This is a genomic window from Novosphingobium resinovorum (genome assembly GCF_036352595.1).
GTDB lineage: Bacteria > Pseudomonadota > Alphaproteobacteria > Sphingomonadales > Sphingomonadaceae > Novosphingobium > Novosphingobium resinovorum_B.
Genome location: NZ_JAZFAX010000029.1, coordinates 14,696 through 27,526, shown reverse-complemented (window position 1 = coordinate 27,526; position 12,831 = coordinate 14,696). Strand labels below are relative to the sequence as shown.

Genomic DNA, 12,831 nt, shown 5'->3' with positions numbered 1-12,831 from the left:
CAGCGGCGAGTCAGGGCGGCGCGTCAGGCCGCGGTCACCGACGCGGCGGCGCGAGGTTGCGGAACAGGAAGGTGCCGAGCGCCCCGCTGACCAGGATGTCCGGCCGTCCGTCGCCGTCCACGTCGCTCACCAGCGGATGCGAGCCGACGCCCGAGGCGTTGTCGACCAGTTCGGGCGCGAAGCGCGCGCCGCCGGGCGCCGCCGGATCACGCACCGTGCGATAGACGTAGAGCACCGCCGGCCCCACAGGATCGGGATCCTTGAGGTTGAACAAGTGCGACATGAGGCGCTTTCCGGTCACCATGTCGGGCACCCCGTCGCCGTCGATATCGGCGAACGTCGCCCCGTGCGGCTCGGTGAAGGTGACCCCGCCGGCGTTGTCGTCGAGGAACCCGTCCATGATGACGTGCCGCTCCCAGCCGATCGCGCCGCCCTTGCGCACCTGGCGATACCAGGCGAGCCCGAAGCCATGCCCCTCCAGCGTGGTCACGACATCGGCCAGGCCATCGCCATCGACATCGTAGACCCCGATCCTGGCACCGCCCGCACCGCCCTGGCTGGCACCGCGCCGACCGAAGGCGGCCGGATGCCAGGTCCAGTTCCCCGCCTCGGGATGCCGCGCCGGCTGCTGCCACCAGCCATAGGCGCCGACGAAATCCGGGCGGCCGTCACCGTCGATGTCGCCCAGGCCCATGCCATGCACGACGTTCTCGCCCCAGGGGCCGGGCGCGGTGATCTTCGTGGTCGTCCAGACCCTGCCCCGATCGCTCCACTTGGTATAGGCGAAGGCCTTGTCGACGGCGTGGAGCAGTTCGGGCCGGCCGTCGCCATCGACGTCCTCGAACAGCGTCTCCTCGTTGCCGATCAGCGTCAGGATCCGGCGCTGCGCCCAGTGCCGCGAGACGCCGCCGGGATTGGTGTAGAGCGTGACCTCGCTGTAGCCGGAATTGCCGCCGACCGTCAGCACGTCCGGCCAGCCGTCGCCGTCGATGTCGTGCACGAAACTGATGAACGACTTCTGCGGATAATCGCTCGCGGGGTTGTAGAACGTGGGCACCGCGATCTCGTGCGCGCGGGCGAAATCGGGGCCCTGCCACCAGTACGGGCCCGCGACGATGTCGGCGTGCCCGTCCCGGTCCATGTCGCCGACGGCGGCGCTCCACGCCATCGCCCAGGGGTCGAGCTGGCGGCGCTCCCAGCCCGGGCCGGTCAGCGGCGCGGGCGTGTCGCGCACGTCGAGATCGCGCGCCCGCAGGTTGCGCACCCGGACCCGCCCCCGCCCTGCGACATAGAGGCCCACGCGCCCGAATGCCGGCACCGGCGCAAGCGTGGCGAGGCCCGTTCCCGCCGGCCGGCCGCCGTTGAGCGTGGCGCTGAGCGCGGTGCCGTAGGCGACGAGGTCGAGCGCATTCCACGCTTCACCGCTCGCCTTGCCGCTCCGTCCCACCATCCACGCCCCGTCGGCCGGTTCGAGCGCAGGCAGCGACACGCCCGCCGGCATCGGCAGCGGACGGTAGGGCGGCGCCGCCTTCATCGCGTCCGAGACGATCACCCCGAACGGCGAAGGCAGGCCGGTCTTCCCCGCGCCGGCGGGAAGCGGCTGGCGCGAGACGATATGGCCTTGCGCGTCGATCCGCACTTGCGCCATGCCGTTGGCCCGGCCGCTTGCGGGCGCCGCCGCGCTCACCAGGATTGCCCGCAGCCCTCCAGTACCGTCGGGCTCGGCGCGAATCAGCAGGCCGGTCTCGCAGGACGCGCAGGACGTCTCGGCATAGAGACCGACATTTTCGTAAGCCGCATCGAACAGCAGCACGCCCTCCGCGCCGCGGCCGAGATCGATTCGATAGCCCGTGGCATCGTCCGACCAGGCGACGGCGCCGATCCGCCGCACCTCACCGCGCGCCAGCGAGGCATCCGGGCGGAAGCTGGGCCCGGGTCCGCCCAGCAGCGCCGCCGGGCTCGACGCGAGCAGGCCGCACAAGGCCAGCATCACGCCCGTGCGCACCGCGCTGCGCACGGGCGTCCGTGCCGGGCCCGCCAGGCGCCGACGACCATCACTCATGTGATTGAAGTGGAATAATTTTCCTGAAACCTTGGGCACTTCGGCGACCTTTCCGGCAAGAAGCGAAGCAGGCAAGCGTCACGCGCCGGGGGGCGCGGCGGCGGTGGGGCGCAGGACGCGCAGCGCCACGGGCGCCGCTGCAGAATGAAAGTCGATGTGCACACGCAGCATGCATCGTGAGCAGCATGCGAAGTTGTACCGGAAGGGTTTTCGCAATCAAACAGATTTTTTTTGGCTTTGACTCTATTTTAGCTAGTAGAAATTGTTTTGCTATGTCACGTTCCGGTCAGCTTGAGCATTCGGGTGCATCAAGCACAAAAAATTCCGAACCTTCGCGCTAACAGGCGCTAAACCTCAGTTCAGGGGGCTGCTCAATGACGTCCAGATCACCCAGACGCATGCTCAATCTCACCATGGCCACGCTGCCGCTGCTCACAGCCTGCGGCAATGCTGCATTTGCTCAGGGCGCCGCGGCTCCGGCCGCCGACAACGCATCCGCCGGCACCCCGCTCGGCGACATCGTCGTGACGGCGCGCAAGCGCAAGGAGAACCTGCTCGATGTTCCCGTGGCGATCAGCGCCATGGGCGCCGACAAGCTGGACGCGCTCAACGTCAAGACGATGGAACAGATCGTCGCGGTGACGCCGGGCATGTCCCTCAACAACGCCACTTCGGGCGCTGCGCGCTCCGACCGCAGCAAGACCGCGATCATCATCCGCGGCATGTCGCCCAGCGTCGGCAACCAGACCAGCTCCACTTTCGTAAACGGCGTGCCGATCTCCGACGGCATCGTCACATCGATCTTCGATTACGATCACGTCGAGGTGCTCAAGGGCCCGCAGAGCGCCTACTTCGGCCGCCAGACCTTCGGCGGCGCGGTCAACCTGGTCACCAAGGAGCCGACCGACACTTTCACCGGCGACCTGAGCGCGCTGGCCGCCACCGGCAACCACTTCGACTTCAACGGCGCGATCGGCGGCCCCCTGATACCGGGCATCCTCTCGTTCCGGGTCGGCGCACGCTACTTCGAATCCGATGGCACTTGGAAGAATAACGCGGAACCGGGCCACACGCTGGGCGACCAGAGCACCAGGAGCGGCACGCTCTCGATCAAGTTCACGCCCTCACCCGACCTCACCGTCAAACTGTTCGGTGCGATCGGCAAGGATGACGACGGTGCGGGCGCGACCGGAGTGCTCGATGCCTCGCAGTCCAACTGCGAGATCGGCGGCAATCCGTATTTCTGCGGCACGCTGCCCGCGCTCGCGGCGGGCCAGCCCAGCGCGCGGACCGAAGTGACCCCGGGCGTCGCGGCGCTGCTGAAGGATTACTCGCCGCTGTTCTCGTCCAACGACAACATCGATCACTTCGGCATGCTGCGCCATACTACCAACCTGAGCGCCAGCGTCGAATACGACCTGGGATTCGCCACGATCAACAGTCTCACCGGCTACAACAAGGACGACTGGACGGTCCTGTACCAGCTCAACGGCCGCGCTTCGCCGTACGAGGCGCCGATCACCGGGTTTCCGTACCAGGACTACACCGACTGGCCGTTGGGCATCCAGCACAAGCAGCGCGACTTCTCGCAGGAATTCCGCCTGACTTCGAAGCAGGACCAGCCGCTGCGCTGGATGATCGGCGGCAGCTACTTGTGGCAACGCGGCGACGAGCGGTTCATGCAGCTCTACTATTTCAGCGGACTGTCGATGGACAATTCGGCGACCAACGAAAGCAAGACCTGGGGCGGCTTCTTCAGCCTAGCCTACGACATCACCGACAAACTCACGATCAACGCCGAGGGCCGCTACCAGTCCGACAAACTCATCAGCCGCGATGGCGGAACATATGAGATCGGCTACCAGAAGACCTACAAGAACTTCATGCCCCGCGTCAGCCTGGAATACCATCCCAGCACCGATACCATGCTTTACGCCACGTACTCCAAGGGCGTGAACCCGGGTCTGGGCAAGGATCCGCTGCTGTCGGTACCTTCGGACTACGTCGACGACCTGCTGGCGATGGGCGTCTCGCACGGGGTGAAGCCCGAAACGCTCGACAACTACGAAGTCGGCTTCAAGGGCAAGCTGTTCGATGGCCGCCTCGTGTTTCAGGGCGATGTCTACTACGATATCTGGAAGAACAAGATCACCGAATCCACCGTGCTGATCCCGCGCGAAAATTCGACTCCGGTGTTCGTCTCGGTCTTCACCAACCTGGGCAAGGTGATCCTCAAAGGCATCGAACTGCAGGCCACCGCCGAACCGGTCGACGGACTGATCGTCGACCTGGCCGGCGCCATCGCCGACAGCAACATCCGCTCGGGCGACTGCTCGTTCTGCACGACGATGACCGGCGACGGCGATGCCAAGGGCAACCAGCTGCCCAATTCGTCGAAGTACACCGCGCAGGGATCGGTCGAATACAGCGCCGGCTTCGTGCCGCTCCCCGACTTCAAATGGTATGGCCGTGCCGAGTTCAACTACAAGTCGGGCATGTACGAGAGCGAAGGCAACTACGTGAAGACGCAAGCTTCCAAGGTGTTCAATTTCCGCGCCGGCCTGCGCTCGGACCGGATGAGCATCGAGGCCTTCGTCACTAATGCCTTCAACAACAAGGCCTACACCAGCCTGTTGCCCGACTGGGAACTGGACAATCCCTCGCAGACCTTTGCGGTCTACGACACGATGTACGTCGGCCTGCCCGAACTGCGCAGGGTCGGCGTGAAGATCGGCTACCACTTCTGATCGGGGGGCCTGCGCAGCCCAACACCGCAGGCACTTTGACCGAAGGCCGCGCAGGCACCGCCTGCGCGGCCTTCGGCATGTCCCGGGCCGCCTCGCCCGTTGATGGGTATATAAACTTTTGTTGGTCTAAACTTTGATATAAATCAAAATATATTGACAATCACATTACCCCTCCATAGCCTCGGGAGCAGAAGGCAACGCACTGTCGCGCTGCCGCCAGGCGGCGCCTGCGGGCCCGCCGATCCGGCAAGGACCGCCCTTCCGCGATGACCAGCAGCACCCTCCCGGCACGCAGCCGCGGCCCCCGCGCATGAGCGCCGTCACCGCTCCGGCGCCGATCGAGGCGAGCCGGCTTCCCGCTGGCATCGACCCGGTCCGGCTCGAAGTCATCAAGAACGGCCTGCTCGCGATGACCGAGGAGCAGGGCGTGGCGCTTTACCGCGCCGCCTACTCCACCAACATCAAGACGCGGCGCGACTATTCGTGCTCGTTCCTCGACCGCGACTTGCGGGGCGTGGCCCAGGCGCTGGCCCAGCCGTCGCACCTGGCGGCGATGAAGTTCGCGATCCCCGCCGCGATCGAGATGTACGGGATCGACCGGCTGCGTCCGGGCGACGGCATCCTGTCGAACATTCCGCACCTGGGCTCGACCCACCTGAATGACATCGCGCTGATCTCCCCGTTCTTCTGGGAGGGAAAGCTGTTCGGGTTCTTCGTGAACTTCGCGCACCATGTCGATGTCGGCGGGGCCGCGCCGGGCAGCCTGGCGATGGGTAGCGAGATCTACCAGGAAGGCGTGGTGATCCCCCCGATCCGCTTCGTGCGGGATGGGCAGATCGACCGGGACTGCTACGACCTGCTACGCTGGAACGTGCGCTCGGGCCGCGAGATGGGCGGCGATCTCGGCGCGCAGCTGGCCTCCAACAACGTGGGCGCGCAACGCCTGGCCGAACTGCTCGAACGCCACGGCGCCGAGGAACTCTCGCGCTATGTCGATGCCCTGCTCGACTATACCGAAGTGCGCTCGCGCCAGGAGCTGCGGTGCATTCCCGAAGGCGTCTACGCGGCCGACAGCTTCCTCGACCCCGACGACTTCAACCCGCAGCCCACCCGGGTCGCGCTGACCCTGACCGTCGCGGCCGGGCGCGTCACCGTCGACCTCACCGGATCGGCCGGCCAGCTGCCCAATTCGCTGAATGGCACGATCGGCGTGACGTTCGCCGGCGTCGCCTATGCGCTGCGCTGCCTGTTGTCCGATGACATCCCGGTCAACGACGGCTTCTACCGCTCGTTCGACCTGATCGCGCCCGAAGGCACCGTCGCCAACGCGCAGTTCCCCGCCGGCGTCATCGCCGGAACCGAGATCGGGCTGCGCTGCGTCGACCTCATCTTCAAGGCCCTGAGCGAGGTGCTGCCCGACCGGGTCACCGCCTGCTGCAAGGGCACGCTGATGCAGGTCGCCTTCGGCACCTTCGATCCGCGCCGCGGCGAGGCGAGCGCCTATTACGAGACGATCGGCGGCGGCGAGGGCGCCCGCGCGCACCGTCCCGGGCAGCATGCCCTGCAGACGCACATCCAGAACACCGAGAACGCTCCCATCGAGGAGATCGAGGCCAGCTATCCGGTCCGCATCGCCCATTACGGGCTGCGCAAGGGATCGGGCGGCGCCGGCGCGCAGCCCGGCGGCGAAGGCATCCGCCGCGACTTCGCATTCCCCCACGGCCCCGCGCGCTTCACCATACTGGCCGACCGCTGCCACGAAGCGCCCTGGGGCCTCGCCGGCGGGGAGGCCGGCGCCCATGCCGAGTTCGTCGTCATCCGCGACGGTGTCGAGCATCCTTCCACCGCGCGCGCGGTGATCGACGTCGCCCCCGGCGACATCGTCTCCATCCGCTCGCCCGGCGGCGGCGGCTTCGGCCACGCCGCATCGTCCTCGAATACCGAAGAGTCTCGTCCATGACCGCTTCCGCCAGCCGCCGCATCGCCATCGACATCGGCGGCACTTTCACCGATTGCGTCGTCGTCGACGAACGGACGGGCACGCTCGACGTCATCAAGGTGCCGTCCACCCCGGACGACCCCTCGCGCGGGTTTCTCGATGCACTCGCGCGCGTGACCGGCGGGCTGGGCGTCGATCCCGCCGATGTTTCGCTGGTCATGCATGCGACGACGGTGGCGACCAACGCCATCCTCGAAGGCAACCTTGCCCGGACCGCCTTCGTGGTCACCCGCGGCTTCGGCGACATCCTGGAGATCGGCCGGCAGGTGCGTCCGCAGCTTTACGACCTGGAATCGATGAAGCCCGAGCCGCTGGTCGCGCGCAGCCTGGTGTTCGAGGTAAGCGAGCGGCTCGACGCCGAGGGCCGCGTCGTCACGCCGATCGACATGGCCGACCTTGCCGCCGCCGCCGACGGCATCGCCGCCGCCGGGGTCGAGACGGTGGTGGTCTGCTTCCTGCACGGCTACGTCGACGACCGGCACGAGCGCGCCGCCGCCGATCATCTGCGCGGTGCGCTGGGCGCGGCCACGTACATATCGGCATCCAGCGAAGTCTGCCCGCAGATGGGCGAATACGCCCGCGCCTGCACCGCGCTGGTGAACGCCGGGCTGGTGCCGCATGTGTCGGGCTACTTCGCGCGTATCGGCGCGGCGCTTGAGGCGATGGGGATCACCGGCGCGCTGCAGGTGATGAAGTCCGATGGCGGGCTGATGCCGGCCGCCCTCGTCGTGGACCGCCCGGTCGACATCATCGAATCCGGCCCCGCCGCGGGCGTCATCGGTGTCGCCGAGCTGGCACGCCGCAACCATTTCCCGCGCGTGGTATGCTTCGACATGGGCGGGACAACCGCCAAGGCGGGGCTCCTGCTCGACGGCCAGCCGATCCTGGCGCCCTCGTTCGAGGTCGGCGCGCGGGCGCAGGCCGGCGGCGGCATGGCGCGGGGCGGCGGCTATCCGATCCGCGCGCCGATGATCGACCTCGTCGAGGTCGGCGCCGGCGGCGGTTCGATCGCCTGGATCGACGGCGGCGGCATCCTGCGGGTCGGCCCGCGCAGCGCCGGGGCATCGCCCGGACCGGTGTGCTACGGCAAGGGCGCGACCGAGCCTACCGTGACCGACGCCAACGTGGCGCTGGGCCGGATCGACCCGGACTATTTCCTGGGCGGCGAGATCCGCCTCGACCGCGACCGCGCCTGGGCCGCGATCGAAGAGAAGATCGCGCGGCCCCTGGGCCTGAGCGTCCCGGCCGCCGCGCTCGGCATCCTGGAAGTCGCCAATGCCACGATGCTGGGCGCGCTGCGCATGGTGAGCGTCCAGCGCGGCTTCGACCCCGCCGAGTTCTCGCTGGTCTGCACCGGCGGCGCCGCCGGGCTGCAGGCCGATACGCTGATGCGGCAACTGGGCGTCGCCGACGCGGTGCTGCCCCCGTCGCCCGGTGTCGGCACCGCGCGCGGCATGCTGTTCGCCGACGTGCGCCGCGAATTCCGCGCGACACTGCTGCGCCGCCTGGATGCCGAGGGCGCAGGGCTGGCCGGCGCCGCGCTCGAAACGCTGACCCGGCGCGCGCAGGAGGCCTTTGCGACGATCGCACTAGTCGAGACGCTGGGCTTCGCCTTCGCCGCCGAGCTGCGGTTTCTGGGCCAGTCGCACCAGTTCCTGATACCGATGGCGAACGGGGTGCTCGCCGGAGACGAACCCGGAGATGAGATCGCCGCGCTGGCCGAGGCATTCCGCGCCGAACACACGCGGATGTACGGCTTCGCATCGCCGACCGAACCGATCGAGATCGTCGAGCTGGTGGTCACGGTCACCTCGCAGCTGCCGCGCCCCGCGATCGCACCGCTCGCGCCGGGAACGGGCAACGGCGGACCGGCGCTCAAGGGCCGGCGCGCGATCTGGTTCGACGCGGATGCCGCTGCGGACACGCCGATCTTCGCGCGCGACCGGCTTGGCGCGGGCGATCGCCTGCCCGGCCCGGCACTGGTCGAGGCGGGCGACACCACCATCCTCGTCGCCCCCGGCAGCGAGGCCCGTATCGACGTCGCCGGCAACCTCACCATCGCCCTATGCGCACCTGCCGCCGACGCATCCGCGCCCGCATCGGCCATCGCCGCACCCACCCGCTGCGAAGCGCCCGCCTGACCCCTTTCCCCACGGAGTATCGCATGTCCAAGCCCGGCATCATCGAAGCCGTCACCACCGACAAGGCCTTCTGCCCGCCCAAGGAAATCCCGATCTCGCAGGCGATCAGGGCCAACGGCTTCATCTTCCTGATGGGCGTGGGCCCGCGCGATGCCGCCACCGGCCGCATGGTCGGCGACGAGATCAGGGAACAGACGCACCAGACCATCCGGAACGTGAAGGCGATCCTCGAAGCCGCCGGAGCGGGTCTCGAACATGTCGTGCGCTGCACCAGCCTGATTACCGACCGCGAGCAGTTCGACGGCTTCAACGCGGTGTTCGACGAGTACTTCGCCGATATCCGCCCTGCTCGCTCGACGTTCGTGATCTCGGGCTTCCGGCCGGTCGACATGCTCATGGAGCTGGAAGTCACTGCCGTCGATCCCAACTGGAAGGGCTGACATCATGTACGAGAGTCTGAAGGGCAAAGTCGCCGTCGTCACCGGCGCGGGTCGCGCGAAAGGCCTGGGAGAGGCGATGGCCAAGCGCCTCGCCGCCGAGGGCGCGCTGGTCGTGCTCCATGATCTCGGCAAGGCCGGGGACCGCTTCACACCCGAACACGGCGTCGGCACCGCCAGCGAACTGGAGCAGCGCGTCGAGGAAATCCGCGCGGCGGGCGGCACTGCCGTCTCCTTCACCGGCGACCTGCGGGTCGAGGCCGAAGTGGCCGCACTCGTCGCCTTCGCGGTCGAGACCTTCGGCGGCCTCGACATCTGGATCAACAATGCAGGCGTCGGCTACCTGTTCGGCCCGCTCGTCGACATGGAAAGCGACGAGTGGGACACCGTGCTCGACGTCAACCTGCGCGGCTGCTTCTACGGCATGAAGCACGCCGCGCGCCAGATGATCGCGCAGGGCCGCGGCGGCCGGATCATCTCGATCGCGAGCCTCGCGGGGAAGTCGGCGGTGCTCTACACCAGCGCCTACACCGCCTCGAAGCACGGCCTGATCGGCCTGACCCGCACTGCCGCGCTCGAACTGGGGCCGCACGGGATCACCGTCAACGCGATCTGCCCCAACCACGTCACCACCGGCCTGGGCGCCTGGCAGAACGACTTCAGCTCGGGCGCCAAGGGGCAGGCGCTCGACGAGTACATGGCCCGGATGACGGCGGGCGTCCCGCTCGGCCGCGTCGGCGTGCCGCAGGACACCGCGCGCGCCGCCGCGTTCCTGTGCTCCGACGAGGGCAGCTACATCACCGGCGAGGCGATGAACGTCTCGGGCGGCGAGGAATACCACTGAACCCGAACGCAAATGACGGAGCCGTTGCCATGCTGACCGAACTGACCATCTCGCAGGCCCTCGCCTCCACCGCGATCGACGCCATGGCGGGTGCCGCCACCGGACAGGGCAAGGCCGCCGTGTTCTGCGTCGTCGACCATCGCGGCGAGCTTGTCGCGCTGCTGCGCCAGGACCATGCCAGCCGCGTCTCCATCCAGGTGTCGCAGAACAAGGCCTTCACCGCCGCGCGCCTGCTGGCCCCCTCGCGCGTGGTGGGAGAGAGCGCCGACTACGACCTCGCGAACCTCGCCGACCCGCGCATGACCTTCTTCGGCGGCGGCATGCCCATCCTGCATGAGGGCGCCTGCGTCGGCGCCATCGGCGTGAGCGGCCTGACCAACGAGGAGGACGAGGAACTGGCCGTCATCGGCCTTGCCGCGATCGAAGCGGCGCTGGCCGCCGCGGCCTGACCCATCCCAACACCGGAGCACGAAACCCATGGATATCGGCGTCTTCATCCCCATCGGCAGCAACGGCTGGCTGATCTCGACCACTTCGCCCCGCTACAAGCCCTCGTGGCAGCTCAACCGCGAGGTCGTAGTCAAGGCCGAGCAGTACGGGATGGACTTCGCGCTCTCGATGACCAAGCTGCGCGGCTTCGGCGGCGAAAGCGAGTTCTGGGACCACGCGATGGATTCGTTCACGCTGATGGCCGGGCTGGCCGCAGCAACGACCAGGATCAAGCTGTTCGCCTCGACCGCCGTGCTGACCCTGCCGCCCGCCATCGTCGCGCGCATGATCGCAACGATCGACGACATCTCGGGCGGACGCGTGGGCGTCAACATCGTGTCGGGCTGGCAGGAAGCCGAATACTCGCAGATGGGCATCTGGCCGGGAGAGGATCACTTCCGCAACCGCTATGCGTACTGCGCCGAATACGTGTCGGTGATGAAGGATCTGTGGGAGACCGGAACGTCCGACTTCAAGGGTGACTACTTCACCATGGACGACTGCAAGCTCAGCCCCCGCCCCGCCGGGAAGATCGAGATCGTGTGCGCCGGCCAGAGCGGCGGCGGCATGGCCTTCGCGGCACAGTACGGCGACTACAACTTCTGCATGGCCTCGGGCGTCAACACCCCGACCGCCAATGCCGGCAGCGTGGCGCGCCTCGCCGAGGCGGCGGACAAGGCCGGCCGCGACGTCGGCGCCTACGTCCTGTTCATGGTCATCGCCGACGAGACCGACGAGGCGGCGATGGCCAAGTGGAAGCTCTACAACGAAGGTGCCGACCCGGTGGCGCTGTCGTGGATGTTCGATCAGGCGAGCAACGACAAGACCGCCGATGCCGGCTCGACCGCCGCGACGCTCCAGATCCCGGAAGGCGCGGTCAACACCAACATGGGCACGCTGGTCGGCTCCTACGAAAGCGTCGCCAGGATGCTGGACGAGGCCGCCGGGATCGACGGCGTCAAGGGGATCATGCTGTGCTTCGACGACTACTCCGTCGCGATCGATGATTTCGGCACGCGCATCCAGCCGCTGATGAAGTCGCGCGCGGACCGGCTCGCCACCGCCTGACCCGCGCCACGGCAGGCGCCTGAACGGACGATCAGCGAAGAGAGCAGAGCAATGGCACGCCCGCGCGCCTTCCTCGCCCGCCGGTTCACCCCGGCGGTCGAGGCGGCCATCGAACAGAACTACGAGGTCGTCCGCGCCGGTCAGGACCGGGGCATGTCGGCGGAGGAAATCGCCGGTGCCGCGCGCGGCGCCGAGGTGATCTTCGTGTCGACCGCAGAGCGCGTCACGGCGGCGACCATCGCCGCCCTCGCCCCTGCCCTGCGCGTCATCGCCACGCTTTCCGCCGGCCACGACCATATCGACCTCGACGCCGCACGCGCCTCGGGCGTCGCCGTCCTCACCACGCCCGACGTCCTGTCGGAAGCCTGCGCGGAAATCGGCATGATGCTGATCCTCAACGCCGCGCGCCGCGCGCACGAGGCGGACCTGCTGGTGCGCGGCGACAACTGGCACGGCTTCGCGCCGACCCTGCTGCTGGGGCGTGGGCTGGTCGGCAAGCGGCTCGGCATTCTGGGCATGGGCAGGATCGGCCGCGAGGTGGCCGCGCGCGCGCGGGCCTTCGGCATGGCGATCCACTACCACAACCGCTCGCGCCTTGCCGAGGAACGGGAAGCCGGCGCTACCCATCACGCCAGCCCCGAGGCGCTGTTCGCACACAGCGACGTGCTGTGCCTGTGCGCGCCGGGCGGCACGGCGCTGGAACGTGTCGTGGACGCACGACGCATCGCGCTGCTTCCCGCAGGGGCCATCGTGGTCAACCTCGCCCGGGGCGAGATGATCGACGACGACGCCCTGATCGCCGCGCTGGGCAGCGGGCACGTGTTCGCTGCCGGGCTCGACGTGTTCGCCGGAGAGCCTGCGATCCATCCCGGCTATCGCGGCCTCGCCAACGTGTTTCTCTCACCGCATATCGGCAGCGCGACGATCGAGACGCGCGACGCCATGGGCATGCTGCTCGTCGATGGGCTCGATGCTCTTGCGCGCGGCGAGACCCCCTCCAACCAGCTCTGCTGAGGGCCGCATCTCCCGCAGGCCACACTTTCC

The 12,831-nt window shown here is 68.2% G+C and carries 9 protein-coding genes; 8 read left to right on the top strand and 1 reads right to left on the bottom strand.

Annotation, left to right across the window (positions count from 1 at the left end; translation table 11 throughout):
• Positions 1-34: 34 nt before the first annotated feature.
• Positions 35-2,062 (bottom strand): FG-GAP-like repeat-containing protein, encoded by a 2,028-nt coding sequence (locus tag V2S85_RS21190; RefSeq protein ID WP_330704800.1) that lies wholly within the window; start codon positions 2,060-2,062, stop codon positions 35-37.
• A gap of 398 nt (positions 2,063-2,460) precedes the next feature.
• On the opposite strand from V2S85_RS21190, the gene V2S85_RS21185 reads away from it, so the two are divergent.
• From V2S85_RS21185 to V2S85_RS21150, 8 genes are all read left to right on the top strand, one after another.
• On the top strand, positions 2,461-4,809 hold the full coding sequence (locus V2S85_RS21185; protein WP_330704799.1) for a TonB-dependent receptor: 2,349 nt from the start codon (positions 2,461-2,463) through the stop codon (positions 4,807-4,809).
• A 310-nt stretch (positions 4,810-5,119) separates the two neighbouring features.
• Positions 5,120-6,769 carry a hydantoinase B/oxoprolinase family protein gene (locus V2S85_RS21180; protein ID WP_330704798.1) on the top strand — a complete coding sequence of 550 codons (1,650 nt, stop codon included), beginning with the start codon at positions 5,120-5,122 and terminating at the stop codon, positions 6,767-6,769.
• Positions 6,766-8,949 carry a hydantoinase/oxoprolinase family protein gene (locus V2S85_RS21175; protein WP_330704797.1) on the top strand — a complete coding sequence of 728 codons (2,184 nt, stop codon included), beginning with the start codon at positions 6,766-6,768 and terminating at the stop codon, positions 8,947-8,949. Before V2S85_RS21180 ends, V2S85_RS21175 begins: the two co-directional genes overlap by 4 nt.
• A gap of 23 nt (positions 8,950-8,972) precedes the next feature.
• Positions 8,973-9,389, top strand: a complete 417-nt coding sequence (locus tag V2S85_RS21170) for a RidA family protein (protein ID WP_330704796.1) — start codon at positions 8,973-8,975, stop codon at positions 9,387-9,389.
• A gap of 4 nt (positions 9,390-9,393) precedes the next feature.
• Positions 9,394-10,230, top strand: coding sequence for an SDR family NAD(P)-dependent oxidoreductase (locus tag V2S85_RS21165; RefSeq protein ID WP_330704795.1), 837 nt, complete (start codon positions 9,394-9,396; stop codon positions 10,228-10,230).
• A gap of 29 nt (positions 10,231-10,259) precedes the next feature.
• Positions 10,260-10,679 (top strand): heme-binding protein, encoded by a 420-nt coding sequence (locus tag V2S85_RS21160; RefSeq protein ID WP_330704794.1) that lies wholly within the window; start codon positions 10,260-10,262, stop codon positions 10,677-10,679.
• 28 nt (positions 10,680-10,707) lie between these two features.
• Complete coding sequence (rutA, locus tag V2S85_RS21155) at positions 10,708-11,787, top strand: pyrimidine utilization protein A (protein ID WP_330704793.1); 1,080 nt, start codon at positions 10,708-10,710, stop codon at positions 11,785-11,787.
• 51 nt (positions 11,788-11,838) lie between these two features.
• Positions 11,839-12,801 carry a D-glycerate dehydrogenase gene (locus V2S85_RS21150; protein ID WP_330704792.1) on the top strand — a complete coding sequence of 321 codons (963 nt, stop codon included), beginning with the start codon at positions 11,839-11,841 and terminating at the stop codon, positions 12,799-12,801.
• The last annotated feature ends 30 nt before the right edge of the window (positions 12,802-12,831 follow it).